This window comes from Starkeya sp. ORNL1 (assembly GCF_012971745.1).
In the GTDB taxonomy this organism is placed as follows: Bacteria; Pseudomonadota; Alphaproteobacteria; order Rhizobiales; family Xanthobacteraceae; genus Ancylobacter.
Genome location: NZ_CP048834.1, coordinates 4,121,141 through 4,142,280, shown reverse-complemented (window position 1 = coordinate 4,142,280; position 21,140 = coordinate 4,121,141). Strand labels below are relative to the sequence as shown.

Below are 21,140 nucleotides of genomic sequence, written 5' to 3'. Positions count from 1 at the left end.
ACCATGAGCGATTGCTATTGCACCTTGCTGCGGACCGCGGCGCGGAAAGTCACCGGCCTCTATGACGAGGCGCTGGCGCCGCTCGGCATCAATATCGCGCAGTTCAGCCTGTTGCGTCGCATCGCGCGCAACGCGCCGATCTCGCTGACCGAACTCGGCAAGCTGTGCGAACTCGACCGCTCCACGGTCGGGCGCAACACCAAGCTGCTGGAACGCATGGGCTTGGTGACCACCGTGCCGAGCCGTGACCAGCGCGAAGCTGCGCTGGTGCTCACCGAGCGCGGCGAAGCGCTGCTCCGCGATGGCGCCGGCCCGTGGGAACAGACCCAGGCCTCGATCGAGGCCGCGCTCGGCGGCAATTCCCAGCAACTGAAATCCCTGCTCCACGCGCTGTAATTTTTCGCTTACCCAAGGGTATATACCCGTAGATCAGGTCGGACGACACGGGTCGCCGCCAGAAGGACCAAGCCGCATGGACGCTGCCGCACGCCCGATCTCCTTCTCCAATCGCCTCGCCGCGAACCTGCGGGCGCGCAACATCCATTATGGCTGGGCCGTCATTGCCACCACCTTCCTCACCATGCTGGCCACCGCAGGCGCGATGGGCTCCGCCGGCGTCATGATCGGCCCGCTCCAGCAGGAGTTCGGCTGGAGCAATGCCGACATCTCCTCGGCCCTGGCGGTGCGCCTCGTGCTGTACGGACTGATGGGCCCATTCGCCGCCGCCTTCATGAACCGCTTCGGCGTCCGCAAGGTGGTCACTGCGGCGCTCATCATGATCTCCGCCGGCCTGCTCGGCTCGCTTCTCATGCGCGAGGTCTGGCAGCTGGTGCTGCTCTGGGGCGTCATTGTCGGGCTCGGCACCGGGACCACGGCGCTGGTGCTCGGCGCCACGGTCGCGACGCGCTGGTTCTCGGCCCGCCGCGGCCTCGTCGTCGGCATGCTCACCGCCAGCAACGCCACCGGCCAATTGATCTTCCTGCCCTTGCTGGCGAGCCTTTCCACCACGCTGGGCTGGCGCGCCGCGCTCATCTTCGTGCTGGCGGTGCTGATGCTGGCGCTGGCGCTGGTCACGCTGCTGATGCGCAACTATCCGAGCGATGTCGGCCTGCCCGCCTATGGCGACACTTCGCTGTTGCCGCCCCCGGCGCAGCAGCACGGCCTCGGCACGCTGCTGATGTCGCCTCTGGTCGCGCTGCGCGAAGCGGCCGGCACCCATACGTTCTGGGTGCTGTTCCTCACCTTCTACGTCTGCGGGCTCAGCACCAACGGCCTGATCCAGACCCACTGGATCTCGTTGTGCGGCGATTTCGGCGTGCCGCCGGTCGGCGCCGCCAGCATGCTCGCGGTGATCGGCGTGTTCGACTTCGCCGGCACCATCGCCTCCGGCTGGCTGTCCGACCGCTACGACAATCGCTGGCTGCTCTTCATGTTCTACAGCCTGCGCGGCCTGTCGCTGATCTATCTGCCGTTCTCGGACTTCAATTTCTACGCGCTGTCGATCTTCGCGGTGTTCTACGGGCTCGACTGGGTGGCGACGGTGCCACCGACCGTCAAGCTCGCCGCCGAGCGCTTCGGCCGCGAGCGCGCCAGCCTCACCTTCGGCTGGATCTTCGCCGGCCATCAGCTCGGCGCGGCGACGGCGGCGTTCGGCGCCGGCGCCACCCGCACCGAGTTCGCCACCTATCTGCCGGCGCTCTATGTTGCCGGTACCTTTTGCCTGTTCGCGGCGCTGCTGGTGATGACGCTGGGCCGCCGCGCCAACCCGACACCCGCAGCCGCGTGACGTTGAAAAGGAGGAGCATCCGATGCCGCTCGCCCGTATCGACCTGCCCGCCACCGCCTCCACTGAGTATGGCCGGGCCGTCGCCGATGTCGTCTATGAGGCGATGATCGCGACGCTGAACGCGCCGAAGGACGACCGCTTCCAGATCGTCTCCCGGCGCACGCCCGACGAACTCATCATCGACCCGTCCTATCTCGGCATTGAGCGCAGCGCGGAGGCGCTGATCGTCCAGCTCACGCTGAACGAGGGACGCACCGTCGAGATGAAGCAGGCCTTCTACAAGGCTCTCGCCGACGGCCTGCACGAGCGGGTCGGCCTGCGCCGCGAGGACGTCTTCATCAACCTCGTCGAGGTGAAGAAGGAGAACTGGTCGTTCGGCAACGGCATCGCGCAATATGCGTGAGGGGTAATGAGCCACGTCATCCTGAGGTGCGAGCGCAGCGAGCCTCGAAGGATGCTGAAGCCGTGCAACGGCCGTCGCCGACGAGCATCCTTCGAGGCTCGGCCTGCGGCCGAGCACCTCAGGATGACGTGGTGCGGTGGGCCTACCCGCCCGCCGCCTCGCGCTCGGCGCGGGTGCGCTCGAGGAAGGTGATCAGCGAGACGCTGGCGCCGAGGATATGGTCTCGGGTCAGCAGCGCCGCCTTCTCGGCGTCCCGCTCGATACAGGCCTGCAATATGCCCTCATGCTCGCGCCGGGCTCGGGCCATGCCGTCGGTCAGCACCAGTTGGGCGCGCAGATAGCGGTCGACGCGGTCGAGCGCGCCGCTGATGGTCTGCAGATAATAGGGCCGCCCCGCCGCCTCATAGAGGCTGTAATGGAAGCGGCGATTGAGTTCGCCCCAATGCGATGAATCGGGTTCGGTGGAGAAGGCGCCGGCGTAGCGCTTGGCATTCTCCAGCGCCTCGTCCGACATCCGCGCCACCGAATAGCGCAGCACTTCCGGCTCCAGCAGTGCGCGGAACTCGAAAATCTCGCGGATCTCCTCGGTCGACAGGGTAGTGACGACGGCACCACGATAGCGCTGGGTCGAGACCAGGCCCTGCTCCTCCAGGCGCGTGAGCGCCTCGCGCACCGGGATGCGGCTGACATTGAACATGCGGGCGATGTGGTCCTGCCGCAGCACCTGGCCCTCGGTGACGTCGCCCTTGGCGATCGCCTCGCGCAGGGCGTCGAAGATCACGTCGGAGGCCGACGCCATCTGCGCGATGTCCGTTGCCTTCACCTTCACGCCCGTCTCCCGGAACCGTCCGACCCGTTCAGCACCTGGCTGATTCGCCGCCGGATCTATCACACAGCCTGCAATTCCAACGCCCGCCGCGCCAGCGGATGCGGCGGGCCGTAAAAACGCAACCTGTTGGAAAAAGGATATTGCAAATTGGATCCAAAAAATAGATGCTCCTTGCGTCGCCGGATGGCGTCCAATTGAACAGCGCCGACGACTGCTCAAGAAATCAACACCTTCCTCCAGAGGAGAGCCGTTATGGCTAAGGGATTCGGCGTTCTCGCCGCCGCGGTATTGACCCTCGCGGCCGCCATGCCCGCCCAGGCAGACAAGCTCGACGACATCATCGCTTCCGGTACGCTGCGCTGCGCCGTGGTGCTGGACTTCCCGCCCATGGGTTCGCGCGATGCCAGCAACAATCCGATCGGCTTCGACGTCGACTACTGCAACGACCTGGCGAAAGTGCTCGGCGTGAAGGCGGAGATCGTCGAGACGCCGTTCCCGGATCGCATTCCGGCGCTGGTCTCCGGCCGCGTCGATATCGGCGTCGCCTCGACCTCCGACACGCTGGAGCGCGCCAAGACCGCCGGCTTCACCATCCCCTACTTCGCCTTCAAGATGGTCATCCTCACCAAGGAAGGCCTCGGCCTCGACACCTATGACAAGCTGAAGGGCCGCAAGACCGGCTCCGTCTCCGGCACCTTCGAGGCGCTGGCGCTGGAGAAGGACGTCAAGGCATGGGGCGGCGGCACCACCTTCCGCGGCTACCAGAACCAGGCCGACGTGTTCCTCGCGCTCGCCCAGGGCCAGATCGAGGCCACCGTCGTCACCTCCACCGTCGCCGCGGCGATCGTGAAGGAAGGCAAGTACAAGGGCCTCGCCATGACCGGCGACGCGCCCTACGACATCGACTACGTCGCGCTGATCGCGCTGCGGCAGGACCAGGGCCTGATCAATTACCTGAACCTGTTCATCAACCAGCAGGTCCGCACCGGCCGCTACAAGGCGCTCTACGACAAGTGGATCGGCCTCGGCAGCCCGCCGAACCTGACCGTTCCCGGCGTCTATCGCTGAGCTGCTCGACGCAGCTGCCCCCTCTCCCCGGCGGGGAGAGGGATGGGGTGAGGGTTGCGCCCGAACACTGCACGCTCCCTCCCCCTCACCCTACCCTCTCCCCCGCGGGGGAGAGGGCTTCGTCTCACGGCCTGACGAGCAAGCACGAGCGATGAACTACACCTTCCATTGGCTGCCGGCGTTCCGGGCTTTGCCGGACATGCTGTGGGGCGCGCTGGTGACACTTGAGGTCGCCGTGCTCTCCATGGTGCTCGGCGTGTTCTTCGCCGTGCTGCTGGCGCTGGCCAGCCGCTCGGAATACCGGGTGCTGCGCGCCATTGCCACCAGCTGGGTCGAGCTCGCCCGCAACACGCCGGCGCTGTTCCAGATCTACATGGCCTATTTCGGCCTAGGCTCGTTCGGCATCCATCTCGACAGTTTCCCCGCGCTGCTCGCCGGCATCACCTTCAACAATGCCGGCTATCTCGCCGAGACCTTCCGCGGCGGCCTGCGTGCGGTGCCGGATACCCAGATCCGCGCGGCGCGCTCGCTTGGCATGGGGCCGATCCAGGCGTTCCGGCTGATCGTCATGCCGCAGCTGTTCCGCGTCGTCTTCTATCCGATGACCAACCAGATGGTCTGGGCGATCCTGATGACCTCGCTCGGCGTCGTCGTCGGGCTGAACAACGATCTCACCGGCGTGACCCAGGAGCTGAACGTCCGCTCCTTCCGCACCTTCGAGTATTTCGCCCTCGCCGCGGTCATCTATTACCTGATCGCCAAATTCGTCACGCTGTCGGCCCGCCTGATGGCGTGGCGGCTGTTCCGTTACTGAGGAGGGCTGGCCGATGTTCTCTTCGCTCATCGACACGTCCTTCTCGCTGAACGACCTGTGGTTCATGCTGAAGGGCGCCGGCATGACGCTCGCCGTCACCTTCTGGGCGGTGCTGGCCGGCACGCTGCTCGGCGTCGCGTTTGGCGTCGCCCGCGCCACCTCGCCCTGGTGGCTCAATGCCCCGATCGGCTTCGTGCTCGACATCTTCCGCTCGATACCGCTGCTGATCCAGCTGGTGCTGGCCAACGCCTTCAAGTCGATCATCGGCCTGAACTGGTCGCCCTTCACCGTGGGCTGCGTGGTGCTGGCGCTCTATATGTCGGCCTACTGCACCGAGATCGTGCGCTCCGGCTTCCTCGCCGTTCCGCTCACGACCCGGCGCGCGGCGCGCTCGCTCGGCCTCAGCTATCGGCAGGACCTGACCGAGATCGTCTTCCCCATCGCGCTGCGGGTCGCCTTGCCGAGCTGGATCGGCCTGACGCTCGGCGTGATGAAGGACACCGCCATGGTGTGGTGGATCGGCATCGTCGAATTGCTGCGCTCCTCGCAGGTGATCGTCACCCGCATCCAGGAGCCGCTGCTGGTGCTGTCCATCGCCGGGCTGATCTATTTCCTGATGAGCTTCCCCATTGCCCGCCTCGGGGCGCGGCTGGAGAAGCGCTGGCGCGAAAACGACTGAGAACCCGCAATGTCAATCGATATCCACGACGTCCATAAATCCTTCGGCTCGCTCGAAGTGATCAAGGGCGTGACCATGAAGGTCGACAAGGGCGAGGTGGTCTCCGTGATCGGCGGCTCCGGCTCCGGCAAGTCGACGCTGCTGATGTGCATCAACGGCCTCGAGCCGATCAATGCCGGCCGCATCGTCGTCGACGGCACCGATGTCCATGGCCGCGGCACTGATCTCAACCGGCTGCGCCGCAAGATCGGCATCGTCTTCCAGCAGTGGAACGCCTTCCCGCATCTGACCGTGCTGGAGAACGTCATGCTTGCCCCGCGCAAGGTGCTGGGCAAGAGCCGGGCCGAGGCCGAGGCCATCGGCGTGGAGAAGCTGACCCATGTCGGCCTCGCCGAGAAGCTGAAGGTCTATCCTTCCAAGCTGTCCGGCGGCCAGCAGCAGCGCATGGCAATCGCCCGTGCGCTCGCCATGTCGCCGGACTACATGCTGTTCGACGAGGTGACCTCGGCGCTCGACCCGCAACTGGTCGGCGAGGTGCTCGACACCATGCGCCTGCTCTCCTCCGAGGGCATGACCATGATCGTCGTCACCCATGAGATCGCCTTCGCCCGCGAAGTCTCGAACCGCGTCGCCTTCTTCCACAAGGGCCGAATCCACGAGATCGGCCCACCGGGACAGGTGATCGGCAATCCGCAGCAGCCGGAAACCATCGGCTTCCTCAAATCCGTCCTGTGAAGACGACCTAAACGCTCAAAGCACCAAACGTCTAAGAAGGAGAAGAACCATGTGGACAGGTGTCCTTCCTGCCGTCACCGCCAAGTTCAAGGAAGACGATACGCTCGACCACAAGGAGATGGAGCGCTGCTTCGCCTTCCAGCTCGAGGCCGGCGTCGACGGTCTGATCGTCAACGGCTCGCTCGGCGAGGGCCCGATGCTCTCCCATGACGAGCGGCTCGACGTGCTGAAGCTCGCCCGCACCGTCGCCGGCAAGAAGCCGGTGCTGATGACCATCGCCGATTCCGCCACCCGCGACATGGCCGAGCTCGGCCGCCGCTCCGCGCAGGCCGGTGCCGACGGCCTGATGGTGGTGCCGAGCCTCGTCTACCACACCAATCCCAAGGAGACGGTGGCGACGCTGCGCGCGGTCGCCGAGGCCGCCGACCTGCCGGTGATGATCTATTCCAACCGGCTCGCCTACCGCGTCGACGTCACCGTCGACGTGATGGAGGAGCTGGCCTCCGACAAGCGCTTCGTGGCGATCAAGGAATCCTCCGACGACATCCGCCGCACGCTGGAGATCTTCCACCGGCTCGGCGACCGCTACGACGTCTTCACCGGCGTCGACAACCTCGCCTTCGAGGCGCTCACCGTCGGCGCGGTCGGCTGGGTGGCTGGCCTCGTCATCGCCTTCCCGCACGAGACGGTCGCCATCTACCAGCTGATCAAGGCCAAGCGCTATGACGAGGCGCTCGCCATCTATCGCTGGTTCCGCCCGCTGCTCGATCTCGATGTGTCGACCTATCTGGTGCAGAACCTGAAGCTGGTCGAGGCGCTGGTGATCGGCACCACCGAGCGCGTGCGCGCCCCGCGTTTGCCGCTGGAAGGCGAGCAGCGCGCCATGGTCGAGCGCATCGTGCGCGAGTCCCTCGCCACCCGCCCGACCCTCGCCAAGGCGGCGTGAGGCCGGCTCCGTCATACGCAGAACCTTCTTCCCTCATCCCCGGGCTTGACCCGGGGACCCAGGGGACCGGGCGCGTCCGGCCCAAGTCTGGGTGGCCGGGGAAAGCCGAGGCTGTTGCCTCGGCGTCTCTCCGGGAACGGCGACCGGCGGTCGCCTTTGCCCGGCCATGAGGGATGGTGAGGTAGCTTTGAGTGCAATGAACCCTACGCAGGACGAAATCGCCATCGTCGGGGCCGGCATTGTCGGCCTCGCGATCGCGTTCCATCTGCAGCGCGAGGGCCGCAAGGTGCGGCTCGTCGAGCGCGGTGGCGTGGCCGAAGGCGCGAGCTACGGCAATGCCGGCGCCTTCGCCTTTTCCGATGTGCTGCCGCTCGCTTCCCCCGGCATGCTGCGCAAGGCGCCGAAATGGCTGTTCGACCCGCTCGGCCCGCTGTCGATTCCACCCGGCTATCTGCCCTCGATCGCGCCGTGGCTGCTGCGCTTCTGGCGCGCCAGCCTGCCGGACCGCTACCGCGCCAGCATCGCCGCGCAGAGCGAGCTGATGCGGCTGTCGTCACGTGCCATGGACGGCATGATCGCGGGCGCTGATCTGTCGGACCATGTGCGCCGTGACGGCAATCTCCAGCTCTATGAAAGCGACACCGAGTTTCGCGCCTCGCTGCCGGGCTGGGAGGCCCGCGAGCAGGAGGGCATCCCGTTCGAGCACGTGCGCGGCCAGCGCCTCGCCGAGCTTCAGCCGGGGCTGTCGCCGCGCTTCATCATCGGCAGCTTTACCCCGCATTGGCAGACGGTGAGCGATCCCTATCGCTTCGCCCTCGCTCTGTTCGATCGCGTCATGGCGCAGGGCGCGCGGATCGTGCGCGGCGATGTTACCGAGGTGGCCCCGGCGGAGGGCGGCGTCTCGCTGCGCCTGAGCGACGGCACCTCGAGCAAGGCCAGCGCGGCGGTGATCGCTGCCGGCGCCTGGTCGCGTGCGCTCAGCACGCGGCTGGGCGATGACATCCCGCTGGAAACCGAGCGCGGCTACAACACCACGCTGCCGCCCGGCGCCTTCGAACTGCACCGCCAGCTGACCTTCGGCGGCCACGGCTTCGTCGTCACCCCGCTTTCCACTGGCATCCGAGTCGGCGGCGCGGTCGAGCTCGGCGGCCTCAAGCGCCCGCCGAACTTTGCCCGCTCCGAGATCATGCTGAAGAAGGCGGCGAGCTTCCTGCCGGGGCTGAAGACCGACGGCGGCAAGCAATGGATGGGCTTCCGCCCCTCATTGCCCGACACGCTTCCGGTGATCGGCACCTCCAGCGCATCGAACCGTATCGTCTATGCTTTCGGCCACGGCCATTCCGGCCTGACCCAGAGCGCGGCGACGGCGCAGCTGGTCACCGACCTGGTGGCGGGCCGGCCGTCCGAAATCTCGCTCGACCCGTTCCGGCCCGACCGCTTCTGACATGTGAGAGTCCCCCATGGCGCGACACAGCTTCTTCTGCATAGACGGCCACACCTGCGGCAACCCGGTGCGCCTCGTCGCCGGTGGGGGGCCGAACCTCAATGGCGCCAACATGATCGAGAAGCGGGCGCACTTCCTCGCCGAATATGACTGGATCCGCACCGGCCTCATGTTCGAGCCGCGCGGCCACGACATGATGTCCGGCTCCATCCTCTACCCGCCGACCCGGCCGGATTGCGACGTCGCCATATTGTTCATCGAGACCTCGGGCTGCCTGCCGATGTGCGGGCACGGCACCATCGGCACCGTGACCATGGCGATCGAGCACGGCCTCGTCACCCCGAAGACACCGGGCACGCTGCGCCTCGACACCCCCGCCGGCCTCGTCATCGCGCAGTACCGGCAGGAGGGCCAATATGTGGAGGAGGTCCGCATCACCAATGTGCCGGCCTTCGTGCATTCCCGCGGCCTGACGGCAGAGTGCCCCGGCCTCGGCGAGGTCACGGTCGACGTCTCCTATGGCGGCAATTTCTACGCCATCGTCGAGGCGCAGGAGCATTATCGCGACATGGCGGACTTCACCGCCGGCGAGCTGATCGGCATGAGCGGCGCGCTGCGCCGCGCGCTCAACGAGAAGTACGAGTTCGTGCATCCGGAAAAGCCGGAAATACGCGGCCTCTCGCATATCCTCTGGACCGGCGCGCCGAAGCACCCGGAAGCCGACGCCCGCAATGCGGTGTTCTATGGCGACAAGGCGATCGACCGCTCGCCCTGCGGCACCGGCACCTCGGCGCGCATCGCGCACTGGGCGGCGAAAGGCAGGTTGAGCGTCGGCGACGACTTCATCCATGAGAGCATCATCGGCTCGCTGTTCAAGGGCCGCGTCGAGGGTGCGGCGAAGGTCGGCGAGCACGACGCCGTCATCCCCTCGATCGGCGGCTGGGCCCGCATGACCGGCTACAACACCATCTTCATCGACGACCGCGACCCCTTCGCGCGCGGCTTCGTGGTGGTCTGAGGAGCAATGCAATGAAGATCACCGGCATCAAGGCGTGGAAGGTCGGCCTGCCGCTCAAGGAAGGCCGCTACAACTGGTCGAACGGCAATTTCGTCGAGGTGTTCGATTCCACCGTCGTCGCCGTGGAGACCGATGCCGGCATCACCGGCTATGCCGAGTGCTGCCCGCTCGGCTCGGCGTATCTTCCGGCCTATGCACACGGCGTGCGCGCCGGGCTGGAGGAGATCGGACCGAAGGTGATCGGCCTCGATCCCACCGACCTCAATGTGCTGAACCGGCACATGGATTCGGTGCTGCGCGGCCATCCTTACGTGAAGGCGCCGATCGACATCGCCTGCTGGGATATCCTCGGCAAGGCGACGGGGCTGCCGGTGTACAAGCTGCTCGGCGGCGCGGCGCAGGAGAAGGTCGCACTCTATCGCGCCATCTCGCAGGAAGCCCCCGAGGTGATGGCGAAGAAGATCGCCGGCTACAAATCCGAGGGCTACACCAAGTTCCAGCTCAAGGTCGGCGGCGACGCCGACATGGATATCCTGCGCATCCGCGAGACCCGCGGCATCCTCGATGCCGGCGACATACTGGTCGCCGATGCCAATACCGGCTGGACCCGCGCCGAGGCGGCGCGCATCGCGGCCTCCGTGGCCGACCTCGACGTCTATATCGAGCAGCCTTGCCCGACCTATGACGAGTGCGTCTCGGTGCGCCGCCGTACCGTGCGCCCCTTCGTGCTCGATGAGGTGATCGACGGCGTCGGCACGCTGATGAAGGCGCTGGCCGACGACGCCATGGACGTCATCAACCTGAAGATCTCCAAGGTCGGCGGCCTGACCAAGGCGCGGCTGATGCGCGACATCTGCGTCGCCTCCGGCACACCGATGACCATCGAGGACACCTGGGGCGGCGACATCGTCACCGCCACCATCGCCCATCTCGCCCGCTCGACGCCGGAGGAGTTCTCCTTCTCCGCCACCGACTTCAACAGCTACGGCACGGTCGATATCGCCACCGGGGCGCCCAAGCGTGTCGACGGCTTCATGACCGCGCCTGACGCCCCCGGCCTCGGCATCACGCCGATCTTCGACGTGCTGGGCGATCCGGTCGTGGTGATCTGACTTCCTTCTCCCCGACGGGGAGAAGGTGGCTGGCGCAGCCAGCCGGATGAGGGGTGGGTGACTGCAAGTCCCCCTCACCCCAACCCTCTCCCCGTCGGGGAGAGGGAGTGGTTTCTCCTCTCGACGAGGTATCCGCCATGCGCTCCTCAAAGGTCATCCATGTCGTCGGCTGCCACGCCGAGGGTGAGGTCGGCGACGTCATCGTCGGTGGCGTCGCGCCGCCGCCGGGCGACACCATCTGGGCGCAGTCGCGCTTCATCGCTGCCGACAACAGCTTGCGCAACTTCGTGCTGCAGGAACCCCGCGGCGGTGTGTTCCGCCATGTGAACCTGCTGGTGCCGCCGAAGGACCCCAAGGCCGTGATGGGCTGGATCATCATGGAGCCGGAGGACACCCCTCCGATGTCCGGCTCCAATTCGATCTGCGTCTCCACCGTGCTGCTCGACACCGGCATCGTGCCGATGGTCGAGCCGGAGACCCACATGGTGCTGGAGGCACCAGGCGGGCTGATCGAGGCCACCGCCTATTGCAAGGACGGCAAGGCCGAGCGCATCCGCATCAGGAACCACCCCTCCTTCGCCGACAAGCTCGACGCCAGGCTGGAGCTGGAAGGCCACGGCACGCTGACCGTCGACACCGCCTATGGCGGCGACAGCTTCTGCATCGTCGACGCCCATGCGCTGGGCTTTGCCATCAAGCCGGACGAGGCCAAGGACTTCGCCGATCTCGGCATGAAGATCGTGAAGGCGGCGAACCAGCAGCTCGGCTTCCAGCATCCCACCAATGCCGACTGGTCGCATATCTCCTTCTGCCAGTTCGCCGCCCCGCTCATCGACGATGACGGCGTGCCTTCGGGCGCCAATGCGGTGGCGATCCGCCCCGGCAAGATCGACCGCTCGCCCTGCGGCACCGGCTGCTCGGCCCGCATGGCGGTGCTGCACGCCAAAGGCGTACTGAAAGTCGGCGACCGCTTCGTCGGCCGCTCCATCATCGGCTCGCGCTTCGACTGCCGTGTCGAGGCGGAGACCACGCTCGGCGGCCGCCCGGCCATCGTACCTTCCATCATGGGCCGCGCCTGGGTGACCCATACCGCGCAGCTGATGGTCGATCCCACCGACCCGTGGCCGACCGGCTATCGGCTGACCGACACCTGGCCGCTCTGGCAAGGCTAGAGCGTCACCAGAGCATTGCTGACGTTGCGGCAGATCAATGCCAGGTCTATTTCGATAGACGAGGTTGGCCTTGATCATGTCGGACGGAGGCAGCCATGCTGGCGAACGTGAAGAGCATCCTCATCGGGATCACCTATGACACCGGGGAGGTGGACAAGACCTCGTCGGCTCTGCCCTACGGCCTGTCGCTGGCGCGCCAGGCCAACGCGCATATCACCGCGCAATCGGCTTCCGTGCGGGTCACGGTGCCGCACAGCCTCGTCAGCAATCTCTCGGCAGGTCTGGCGAGCGCGGAGAACCGCCGGCTCGATGCCCTCGCCAAGGCGGCGAGCGAGACCGCGCGCGGCGCCGCCACCGAGGCGGGCCTCATCTGCACCACCGAGCACCTGCAGCTCTCCTATGCCGATCTGGTCGAGAGCTTCGTGGCGCGGGCGCGGCTGAACGATCTTGCCGTGCTCGATTCCGAGCGCAGCCCGCTCTCCGCCGATCGCGGCCTGATCGAGGCCGCGCTGTTCGAATCCGGCCGCCCGGTCATCGTCGTGCCGCATGGCGTAACGGAATTCGCCGCCCGGCGCGTCCTCGTCGCCTGGGATGGCAGCGCCCGGGCTTCGCGGGCCGTTCACGACGCCCTGCCCTTCCTGAAAGCGGCCGACCATGTCGAGATCGTCCGCGTCACCGGCGAGAAGGATCTGAGCGGCGCGATCTCCGGCGCGGAGGTGGTCCCGTATCTGGAGACCCATGAGGTGCGCGCCACGATGACGAGCCTCGCAGCCGAGGGCGGCGACGTCGCCGAGACGTTGCGGCGCCATGCAACGGACGGCGCATTCGACATGATCGTCATGGGCGCCTTCGTGCATTCCTGGATGCGCCAGATGGTGCTCGGCGGCGTCACCCGCTCGCTGCTCGATGCCAGTCCGGTGCCGCTGTTCCTGTCCTATTGAGACTCACGCCTCCGGCACCAATACCGCCGCGCCCTGGAGCCGGCCGTCGCGCAGATCGGCGAGCGCCTCATTGGCGCGGCCGAGCGGATAGCGCACCGTCTCGATGCGCAACCCGACCGTCGGCGCGAGGCCGAGGAATTCGGTGGCGTCCTGGCGCGTCAGGTTCGCCACCGAGCGCACCTGCCGCTCTTCCCATAGCAGGGCGTAGGGGAAGGCCGGGATGTCGCTCATATGGATGCCGCCGCACACCACGCGCCCGCCCTTGCGCACCACCTTGAGCGCCGCCGGCACCAGGGCGCCCACCGGGGCGAAGATGATGGCGGCGTCGAGCGGCTCCGGCGCGGGCTGGTCCGAGCCGCCGGCCCAGGCGGCGCCGAGCGTGCGCGCAAAGGCCTGCGCCGCCTCGTCCCCCGGACGGGTGAAAGCGTGGACCCGACGTCCCTGGCGGATGCAGACCTGCGCGATGATGTGGGCGGCGGCGCCGAAGCCATAGAGCCCGATGGCCCTGCCCTCGCCGGCGAGCTTCAGGCTGCGCCAGCCGATCAGGCCGGCACACAGCAGGGGCGCCAGCGCCACCGGATCGGCGGCGTCATCGAGCCGGAAGGCGTAGCTGGCCCCGGCGATGGCGTGCGAGGCATAGCCGCCATCGCGCGTATAGCCGGTGAACAGCGGATCGTCGCAGAGGTTCTCCTGGCCACCGGTGCAATACGGGCAGTGGCCGCAGGTGCGCCCGAGCCAGGGTATGCCGACCCGCTGGCCGATGGCAAAGCCGCGGACGAACGGCCCGATGGCGTCGATCCGCCCGACGATCTCATGGCCCGGCACGATCGGCAGGCGCGGGTGCGGCAGCTCGCCATCGACCACATGCAGATCGGTGCGGCAGACACCGCAGGCTTCGACCCTTATGCGCAGCTGCCCCGCCTCCGGCACGGGGTCGGCGCGCTCCTCGCGCTCCAGCGCCGCGCGTGGTCGCCTCAACACCATTGCGTGCATCGCCGCGGCCTCCCCAGCTGCCGGCCTCGCCCGGCAGGGAACACTCGATTGGACAGGGTAACGCCATGCGCTCCCTTGATGTCGATCAAGCGCGGCGTACCGTAAAGCCCTGAAAGCATCCGCGCACATCTGCCGCGACGCCGGACGCTTCTCAGGCGCGGCCAGTAGTCCTAGAGATAGCGGGCACCGGTCGCGGAGTGATGAAGTGGGCGCCTTGCCGGATAAGGCTTGGGAATTGCAGGCCGACGATGAACTGGAGGCGGCAACCGATCTCGCCGTCATCCTGCTCGACGAGGCCTGCCGCGTCGTCGCATGGAATGGTGATACCGCGAGCCTGACGGACGGCGACCGCGCCGCGATGATCGGCAGCGACGGTTTCGGCAACGATGCCAGGGCCGGCCAGCAGAGCCGCCACAGCTCCATTGTCCTCACCCGAGGCGACGGCACCAGCTTCATCGCCCGTCGGACCGTCGCGCCGATGCTCGGCGATGATGGCCGCATCAATGGCTTCGTCGTCGTCATCCGCGACGTGTCGCAGCAGCTCGGTGCCTCGGCGCGGCTGAAGGCGCGGGAAGCGCATCTGCGCTCGATCCTGGAGACCGTCCCGGACGCCATGATCGTGATCGACGAAGCCGGCCTGATGCAGTCCTTCAGCGCCGCGGCGCGCCGGCTGTTCGGCTATGCGCCGGACGACGTCATCGGCCGCAATGTCAGCATGCTGATGCCGGCGCCCTATCGCGAGCAGCATGATGGCTATATTGGCCGCTACCTCTCCACCGGCGAGCGCCGCATCATCGGCATCGGCCGCGTGGTGGTGGGCCAGCGCAAGGACGGTTCGACCTTCCCGATGGAACTTTCGGTCGGCGAGATGCGCTCGTCCGGGGCGCGTTTCTTCACCGGCTTCATCCGCGATCTCACCGAGCGCCAGGAAACCGAGGCCCGGCTGCAGGAGCTGCAGTCGGAACTGGTGCACATGTCGCGCTTCACCGCGCTCGGCGAGATGGCCTCCGCCCTCGCCCATGAGATCAACCAGCCGCTCACCGCCATCGCCAATTACCTGAAGGGCTGCCGGCGCCTTCTCGAACAGAGCGAGCGGCCGAATCCCGAGCTGCTGCGCGACGCCGTCAACGAGGCCGCCGACCAGGCGCTGCGCGCGGGCCAGATCATCCGCCATCTGCGCGACTTCGTGGCGCGCGGCGAGAGCGAGCATCGGGTGGAGAGCCTCTCGCGGCTGGTGCAGGAAGCCGCCGCGCTCGCCCTCGTCGGCGCCAAGGAACGCGGCATCCGCGTCGCCTTCCGCCTGGCATCCGAACCGGATGTCGTCTTCGCCGACCGCATCCAGATCCAGCAAGTGCTGCTGAACCTGATCCGCAACGCCATCGAGGCGATGGAGGCCACCAGCATCCGCGAGCTCACGATCGCCACCGCGCCGGCAGGCGGCGCTATGGTGGAGGTGAGCGTCGCCGACACCGGTCCCGGCATCGATCCGGGCATCGCCTCGCAATTGTTCCGGCCCTTCATCACCACCAAGCCTCACGGCATGGGCGTCGGCCTGTCGATCTGCCGGACCATCGTCGAGGCCCATGGCGGCAGGCTCTGGACCGAGCCGAACCCGGGTGGCGGCACCGTCTTCCGCTTCACGCTGCGTACGGCAGCGCACGGGCCTGCCGACGAGGATGCGCATCATGTCGAATGACCTGATCGTGCACGTTGTCGATGACGACATCGCCGTGCGCCGCTCGCTCGCCTTCCTGTTCGCAACCGCGGGGATTCCGGCGCGGCTGCACGAATCGGCGCTGGCCTTTCTCGACGCCGCGCCGGACGATGCCTTCGGCTGCATCCTGACCGACATCCGCATGCCCGGCATGGACGGGCTGGAGCTGCAGCGCCGGCTCCGGCAGCGCGGCAACACCATGCCGGTGATCGTCATGACCGGCCATGGCGACGTGCCGCTGGCGGTGACGGCGATGAAGGAAGGCGCCGCCGACTTCATCGAGAAGCCGTTCGACGATGACGCCATCATCGATGCGGTGCGCGCCGCCCTCGAACGCCAGAGCCAGGACCGCGACCGCAAGGAAGCCGTCGAGGCTGTGGCGCAACGCGTCGGTTCGCTGTCCGAGCGCGAGCATCAGGTATTGCTCGGCCTGATCGAGGGCCATTCCAACAAGGTGATCGCGCAGAATCTGTCGATCAGCCCACGCACCGTCGAGATCTACCGCGCCAATCTGATGACCAAGATGCAGGCCTCCAGCCTCTCCAAGCTGGTGCGCATGGCGCTGACGGCAGGGATCGGCTCCGATCCGGTTTGAGCGACATCAAGTCGCCCGGACATTGAAGAGCCTATGGATGAGCATGGCTCATTCCCGGGCCCGGTCAAATCCCGATGCCGCCCCTTCCTGGACCAGTCCTGGTGATCGACGACGACGTGGCAGTGCGCCGCGCGCTGAAATTCGCGCTCGAGACCGAAGGCCTCGACGTGCGCCTCTATAGCGGCCCGGCCGAGCTGCTTGACGAAGTGGCGCTGCCGGCTGCGGGATGCCTCGTCGTCGACTACAGCATGCCGGCGATGAACGGCATCGAGATGGTGGCGGCCCTCCATCATCGGCACGTCGTCCTCCCCGTCATACTCATCGCCGCCCGTGTCGACACCGAGCTACGCGCCCGCGCCGCCCGCGCCGGCATAGACCGCGTGCTGGAAAAGCCGCTCTCCGACGGCGCCCTGATCGACAGCATCCGCAGCGCCCTGACGGCGCAAGGGTAGGAACCGGCTCAAACAGGACCTCATGCTGAGATAGCCCTGATCGACCTACGGGATTCCCCTTAAGGGCTTTCCCTCAGCGTCGAACCGGAATTTCGAGAGCCCCGGCAGCGCGTTACCCATTACGCATCGCTCCCGAGGCAATCGACGAGGCTCCGATGCAGACCGCGCTCACGGCAATCGATCGCACCTTCTCCATGCCCATCGCGACGGAGAACGCCGCACCGCAACCGCGCTTCGCCGCGGAAGCCGCCGGCATCGGCGCGACCCGCTCCTTCGCCAAGGACGAGGAGATTTATGCCGAGGGCGATCCGGCCACGCGCTATTACAAGCTGATCTCCGGCGTGGTGCGCACCTGCAAGCTGCTCACCGATGGTCGCCGCCAGATCGAGGCATTCCACGTCGCCGGCGAGATCTTCGGCATCGAGCGCAGCGCGGAGCATCGGTTCTCGGCCGAGGCGGTGAGTCCGGTGACCGTCATCGCCTATCGCCGCTGTCCGCTCGAAGTGCTCGCTTCGAGCGACGGCCCGCTGGCCCGCCAGATCGTCGCCACGGCGTTGCTCAATCTGGAGCGGGCGCAGGAGCACGCGGTCCTGCTCGGCCGCAAATCGGCGATGGAGAAGGTGGCGACCTTCCTGCTCGACATGGCGGAGCGGGTCCATCATCACGACGACGCGTTTGACGCCATCGAGTTGCCGATGGCGCGCAGTGACATCGCCGACTATCTCGGCCTCACCATCGAGACCGTGTCGCGCACGCTGACCCAACTCGAACGCGACGCCGTCATCGCGCTCCCCGCCGCCCGCCGCAACATCGTGCTGCGCAACAAGGCAGCGCTGCGGCGCCTGAATGCGTAAGGCTGCGCCCTTTCCATCAGGCGCTCGAGCGACCAGATGATTCCTTAAGCCCGATCCGGCTATAGAGACCGGGGTCCGTACCAAACCCGGCCTGCGGGATGAATGACGATCTGGCGTTCCGGCTTGCTCTTGCGCTCGCCATCGGCCTGGTGGTCGGCGTCGAGCGCGGCTGGCGCGAACGCAAGGCCGAGCCCGGCAGCCGCACCGCCGGTGTGCGCACCTATGCACTGATCGGCCTGCTCGGCGGCGTATTCGGCGCGCTCGGCACCGCGACGTCGACGCCCCTGTTGATCGGGCCTGGCTTCGTCGGCTTCGTCCTCGTCTTCGCCTGGTTCAAGCGTGCCGAGGCAGAGCAGGACCGTGATTTCAGCATCACCGGGACCGTGGCGGCGATGCTGGTCTTCGGGCTTGGCGCCTTTGCGGTGGTCGGCGACATGCAACTCGCCGCAGCCGCGGGCATCGGCACCGCCGCGGTGCTGGCGAGCCGGGAATATCTGCACGGCGTCCTCAGGCACCTGACCTGGCTCGAATTGCGCTCCGCGCTGCTGCTGCTCGGCATGACCGCGATCGTGCTGCCGCTGCTGCCGGATCGCCCGCTCGACCCGCTCGGCGCCATCAACCCGCGCGAGATCTGGCTGTTCACCATCTTCGTCGCCGGCTTGTCCTATGCCGGCTACATCGCGATGCGGGTGCTCGGTCCGGAGAAGGGCATACTCGTTACCGGAGTGACGGGCGGCCTCGTGTCCTCGACCGCGATTGCCGTCGCCTTCGCCCGTCGCGCCGTGGACGGCGAAGACGCGGGCCGGCTGGTCGCCGGCGCGGCAGCCGCCGGCGCGGTTTCCCTGCTCCGGGTGATGGCGCTGGTCGGCACCATCGTGCCGTCCCTCGGTTTGCAGCTGGCACCGGTCGCGATTATCGCCGCGGCGGCCTTCTGCGTTCCGGCCTTCCTCGCTCTGCGCCGTCCGGCACCGGACCAGGCCGGCAAGACGGAGCTCGGCAACCCGTTCGACCTCATGCCGGTGCTCGGTTTCGCAGCGCTGCTGGCCGCTGTCATGCTGCTGACGGCATGGGCGACGCAGCAGCTCGGCAGCGCCGGTCTCTATCCGCTGGCGGCGCTCTCCGGGCTGGTCGATGTCGACGCCGTCGCGCTCTCCACCGCCCGCCTTGCCGGCGGCAGCCTCGATCTCGGCGTCGCCACCGTGGCGATCCTGCTCGCTCTGGCGTCGAATGCGGTGGCGCGGCTGGTCTATGCCGCGCTCATCGAACGCGGGCCGTTCGCGCTGCGCTATGCCGCCGTCACGCTCGGTGCTCTCGCCGTGGGTGCGGCGGCGGCGGCGCTGACGGGCACGCTGCTGTTCTGAGAGACGAAGACGAAATAGAACCATGTCATCCTGAGGTGCCGCGAAGCGGCCTCGAAGGATATCCATCCCCGATCGCCGTCTTCTGCTTGAACATCCTTCGAGGCTCGCTGCGCTCGCACCTCAGGATGATGTGGAATCACCGCGGGTTCCTTGCCGCGTAGGACTTCTCCGACTTCAGCCGCGCGCGCCAGATGCCCTGGTCGACGAGGTCGGCGATCACTTCGGCCATCACCCGGGCGACGCCGTCGCTGCCGCGCATGTTCATGGTGCGCTGGGAGACCACGACGGAAAGCCGCCAGGACGGCGTCGGGTCGATTATGGGAATGGCGATCATCTCGCCGCGCTCGATCTCGGTCGCAAAGGCGAAGTGCGGCATCACTGTGTTGTATTGCGACGAGCGCACCAATTGGGCGATGGCCGGCAGGCTGTCGCAATCCATCGCCCTGGCCTCGACATTGTGCCGGGCGGCGAGCTGCTCCAGCACGATGCGCGCCACGTTCGGCCGCGCCGGCAGCACCATGGGCAGATCGAACAGCTCGGCGAACGGGATGGAGGTGAGCTCCGCCAGCGGGCTCCCAGTGGGGACGAACAGCATCAGGTCCTCGACCATCATCTCGGTCCAGGCCACGTGCTCGAACGCCTTGTGGTCATAGAGCAGCGCGACGTCGAGCCGGCCGACCTGCACCAGCTCGTCGAGGTAGCCGGTCATCGCCTCGACGATATGCAGCTGGATGTTCGGCAGCCGTTCGGCGATCGCCTTGAACAGGTGCAGCGACAGCCCGCGGCAGGCCGAGGTCGGCAAGCCCACCGAGACCCGCCCCGCCGGGCTCGCCGATCGCGAGCGCACCGCTTCCTTGGCGCGGTCGGCCTCCTGGATGATGCGGCGCGAATGATCGCAGAACTGCATGCCGAGATCGGTGAGCGTCACGCCGCGGGCGTGGCGCACGAACAGATCGACGCCCAGTTCGTCTTCCAGCGTCCTGATCTGCTGGCTGAGCGAAGGCTGCGCGACGCGCAGCATCTCCGCGGCGCGCGAGAAGTTCCCGCAATCGGCGATCTGCACGAAATAGCGAAGTTGTCGGAGATCCATCAGCGGCCGTCATGTCCTGATCTTCGGTCATGGTGGCGGCATGCCTGCTTTTGTCAACTGCTATCAAATTGTGCAATCTGCTTATTCTATAAGCATTTGTTTTATCAATGCATTGATATAACACGATAATTCAGCCTATAGGGTCGATCAAAGCTGCCTATAGTTCTGATCAATAGTAAATTCCTATGGGATGGATTGGAATTCCGTCTTTGTTTGCCTGGCCCGGAAATGCCTATCGTCGGGTCCGCCGGATGGATGAAGCCAAGCGCACCCGCCGCAAGTGCGGCGCATCCAGGCGCGGCATACTGAGGGAATAGGAAAACCGAAAGGCAGTTTTCGCGCGGCCGCGCTCGTGGCCGCGACCGCCATTGCTTTGCGTCGTGCCAGTCATTCGGGCGCGGCGCCGTTCACAGGACAGGTACATCGCATGAGCCAGCGCATCGTCGATCTCAGCGTCGCCATTGAAGACAACATGCCGGCGCACAAGCTCTTCCAGCGCCCGGTCATCACAACGCATCTGAGCCACGAGAAGTCGAAGGCGTTCGATCTCGGCGTACCCGGCGACGCCATGACCTTCCAGACCAATTTCATCGCCATGCTCGACCATGTCGGCACCCATGTGGACGCTTTCCGCCATGTGAAGCCGGACGGCGCACCGATCGACGAGATGCCGCTCGACCTGTTCATGGGCAAGGCGGTGTGCTTCGACCTGCGCCACATCCCCGATCTCGGCGATATCGAGGCCGCCGACATGGAGGCGGCCGAGGCGAAGTCCGGCGTCAAGGTCGATGGCCACATCGTGCTGCTGTGCACCGGTTTCCACGCCCGCAACTATCCGAGCCTCGATTCGGTGTGGAAGAACCCGCTGCTCACCGTCGGCGCCACCCGGTGGCTGCATGAGCGCGGCTCGCGCATGCATGGCGTCGAGGGTCCCTCCACCGACAAGCCGACCGACAACATCTTCGCCCAGCATCGGCTGTGCCGCGATCTCGGTATCAGCCATTGGGAATGGCTGATGAATCTGGAGGAGCTGATCGGCAAGGGCGAGTTCCAGTTCTTCGGCGTGCCGCTGAAGTTCAAAGGCGGCTCGGGCTCGCCGGTGCGCGCCTTCGCGCTGCTGCCGAACTGACGGAA

The 21,140-nt window shown here is 66.8% G+C and carries 22 protein-coding genes; 19 read left to right on the top strand and 3 right to left on the bottom strand.

Annotation, left to right across the window (positions count from 1 at the left end):
• Positions 1 to 3 precede the first annotated feature (3 nt).
• From G3545_RS19725 to G3545_RS19715, 3 genes are all read left to right on the top strand, one after another.
• Positions 4 to 396, top strand: coding sequence for a MarR family transcriptional regulator (locus tag G3545_RS19725; protein ID WP_170014958.1), 393 nt, complete (start codon positions 4 to 6; stop codon positions 394 to 396).
• A gap of 76 nt (positions 397 to 472) precedes the next feature.
• Positions 473 to 1,786 carry an MFS transporter gene (locus G3545_RS19720; protein WP_170014957.1) on the top strand — a complete coding sequence of 438 codons (1,314 nt, stop codon included), beginning with the start codon at positions 473 to 475 and terminating at the stop codon, positions 1,784 to 1,786.
• Between the two features lie 22 nt (positions 1,787 to 1,808).
• Positions 1,809 to 2,189, top strand: a complete 381-nt coding sequence (locus tag G3545_RS19715) for a tautomerase family protein (RefSeq protein WP_170014956.1) — start codon at positions 1,809 to 1,811, stop codon at positions 2,187 to 2,189.
• 142 nt (positions 2,190 to 2,331) lie between these two features.
• On the opposite strand, the gene G3545_RS19710 is transcribed toward G3545_RS19715, so the two are convergent.
• Positions 2,332 to 3,018, bottom strand: a complete 687-nt coding sequence (locus tag G3545_RS19710; RefSeq protein ID WP_170014955.1) for a GntR family transcriptional regulator — start codon at positions 3,016 to 3,018, stop codon at positions 2,332 to 2,334.
• 252 nt (positions 3,019 to 3,270) lie between these two features.
• Between G3545_RS19710 and G3545_RS19705 the strand changes: the two genes are divergently transcribed.
• From G3545_RS19705 to G3545_RS19660, 10 genes are all read left to right on the top strand, one after another.
• Positions 3,271 to 4,086 carry a transporter substrate-binding domain-containing protein gene (locus tag G3545_RS19705; RefSeq protein ID WP_170014954.1) on the top strand — a complete coding sequence of 272 codons (816 nt, stop codon included), beginning with the start codon at positions 3,271 to 3,273 and terminating at the stop codon, positions 4,084 to 4,086.
• Between the two features lie 151 nt (positions 4,087 to 4,237).
• The gene (locus tag G3545_RS19700; protein ID WP_170014953.1) at positions 4,238 to 4,900 is read left to right on the top strand and encodes an amino acid ABC transporter permease; all 663 of its coding nucleotides are present in this window, start codon (positions 4,238 to 4,240) and stop codon (positions 4,898 to 4,900) included.
• A gap of 13 nt (positions 4,901 to 4,913) precedes the next feature.
• A complete protein-coding gene (locus tag G3545_RS19695) occupies positions 4,914 to 5,579 on the top strand; it encodes an amino acid ABC transporter permease (RefSeq protein WP_170014952.1) in 666 nt (221 codons plus the stop codon).
• A 9-nt stretch (positions 5,580 to 5,588) separates the two neighbouring features.
• Entirely contained in the window at positions 5,589 to 6,314 is a 726-nt protein-coding gene (locus tag G3545_RS19690; RefSeq protein ID WP_170014951.1) for an amino acid ABC transporter ATP-binding protein, read from the top strand.
• A 49-nt stretch (positions 6,315 to 6,363) separates the two neighbouring features.
• Positions 6,364 to 7,260, top strand: coding sequence for a dihydrodipicolinate synthase family protein (locus tag G3545_RS19685; protein WP_170014950.1), 897 nt, complete (start codon positions 6,364 to 6,366; stop codon positions 7,258 to 7,260).
• A 196-nt stretch (positions 7,261 to 7,456) separates the two neighbouring features.
• Positions 7,457 to 8,704 (top strand): FAD-binding oxidoreductase, encoded by a 1,248-nt coding sequence (locus G3545_RS19680; RefSeq protein ID WP_170014949.1) that lies wholly within the window; start codon positions 7,457 to 7,459, stop codon positions 8,702 to 8,704.
• A 16-nt stretch (positions 8,705 to 8,720) separates the two neighbouring features.
• Positions 8,721 to 9,722, top strand: coding sequence for a 4-hydroxyproline epimerase (locus G3545_RS19675; RefSeq protein ID WP_170014948.1), 1,002 nt, complete (start codon positions 8,721 to 8,723; stop codon positions 9,720 to 9,722).
• 11 nt (positions 9,723 to 9,733) lie between these two features.
• Entirely contained in the window at positions 9,734 to 10,834 is a 1,101-nt protein-coding gene (locus G3545_RS19670; RefSeq protein ID WP_170014947.1) for a cis-3-hydroxy-L-proline dehydratase, read from the top strand.
• 137 nt (positions 10,835 to 10,971) lie between these two features.
• Positions 10,972 to 12,006 (top strand): proline racemase family protein, encoded by a 1,035-nt coding sequence (locus tag G3545_RS19665; RefSeq protein WP_170014946.1) that lies wholly within the window; start codon positions 10,972 to 10,974, stop codon positions 12,004 to 12,006.
• Between the two features lie 95 nt (positions 12,007 to 12,101).
• A complete protein-coding gene (locus G3545_RS19660; RefSeq protein ID WP_170014945.1) occupies positions 12,102 to 12,947 on the top strand; it encodes a universal stress protein in 846 nt (281 codons plus the stop codon).
• Between the two features lie 3 nt (positions 12,948 to 12,950).
• Here the strand turns inward: G3545_RS19660 and G3545_RS19655 are convergent, their stop codons facing one another.
• Positions 12,951 to 13,940 carry a zinc-dependent alcohol dehydrogenase family protein gene (locus G3545_RS19655; RefSeq protein WP_170014944.1) on the bottom strand — a complete coding sequence of 330 codons (990 nt, stop codon included), beginning with the start codon at positions 13,938 to 13,940 and terminating at the stop codon, positions 12,951 to 12,953.
• A gap of 214 nt (positions 13,941 to 14,154) precedes the next feature.
• On the opposite strand from G3545_RS19655, the gene G3545_RS19650 reads away from it, so the two are divergent.
• The 5 genes from G3545_RS19650 (at position 14,155) to G3545_RS19630 (ending at position 18,916) form a co-directional block, all read left to right on the top strand.
• A complete protein-coding gene (locus tag G3545_RS19650; protein ID WP_246702486.1) occupies positions 14,155 to 15,636 on the top strand; it encodes a PAS domain S-box protein in 1,482 nt (493 codons plus the stop codon).
• Positions 15,626 to 16,249 carry a response regulator FixJ gene (fixJ, locus tag G3545_RS19645; protein WP_170014943.1) on the top strand — a complete coding sequence of 208 codons (624 nt, stop codon included), beginning with the start codon at positions 15,626 to 15,628 and terminating at the stop codon, positions 16,247 to 16,249. Before G3545_RS19650 ends, fixJ begins: the two co-directional genes overlap by 11 nt.
• A 101-nt stretch (positions 16,250 to 16,350) precedes the next feature.
• On the top strand, positions 16,351 to 16,701 hold the full coding sequence (locus tag G3545_RS19640; protein WP_348644585.1) for a response regulator: 351 nt from the start codon (positions 16,351 to 16,353) through the stop codon (positions 16,699 to 16,701).
• A 155-nt stretch (positions 16,702 to 16,856) separates the two neighbouring features.
• Complete coding sequence (locus G3545_RS19635; RefSeq protein ID WP_246702485.1) at positions 16,857 to 17,555, top strand: helix-turn-helix domain-containing protein; 699 nt, start codon at positions 16,857 to 16,859, stop codon at positions 17,553 to 17,555.
• A 98-nt stretch (positions 17,556 to 17,653) separates the two neighbouring features.
• Positions 17,654 to 18,916, top strand: coding sequence for an MgtC/SapB family protein (locus G3545_RS19630; RefSeq protein WP_170014941.1), 1,263 nt, complete (start codon positions 17,654 to 17,656; stop codon positions 18,914 to 18,916).
• 136 nt (positions 18,917 to 19,052) lie between these two features.
• Here G3545_RS19630 and G3545_RS19625 read toward each other — a convergent pair whose 3' ends face one another.
• Positions 19,053 to 20,006 carry a LysR family transcriptional regulator gene (locus tag G3545_RS19625; protein WP_170014940.1) on the bottom strand — a complete coding sequence of 318 codons (954 nt, stop codon included), beginning with the start codon at positions 20,004 to 20,006 and terminating at the stop codon, positions 19,053 to 19,055.
• A gap of 427 nt (positions 20,007 to 20,433) precedes the next feature.
• On the opposite strand from G3545_RS19625, the gene G3545_RS19620 reads away from it, so the two are divergent.
• Complete coding sequence (locus G3545_RS19620) at positions 20,434 to 21,135, top strand: cyclase family protein (protein ID WP_170014939.1); 702 nt, start codon at positions 20,434 to 20,436, stop codon at positions 21,133 to 21,135.
• Positions 21,136 to 21,140 lie beyond the last annotated feature (5 nt).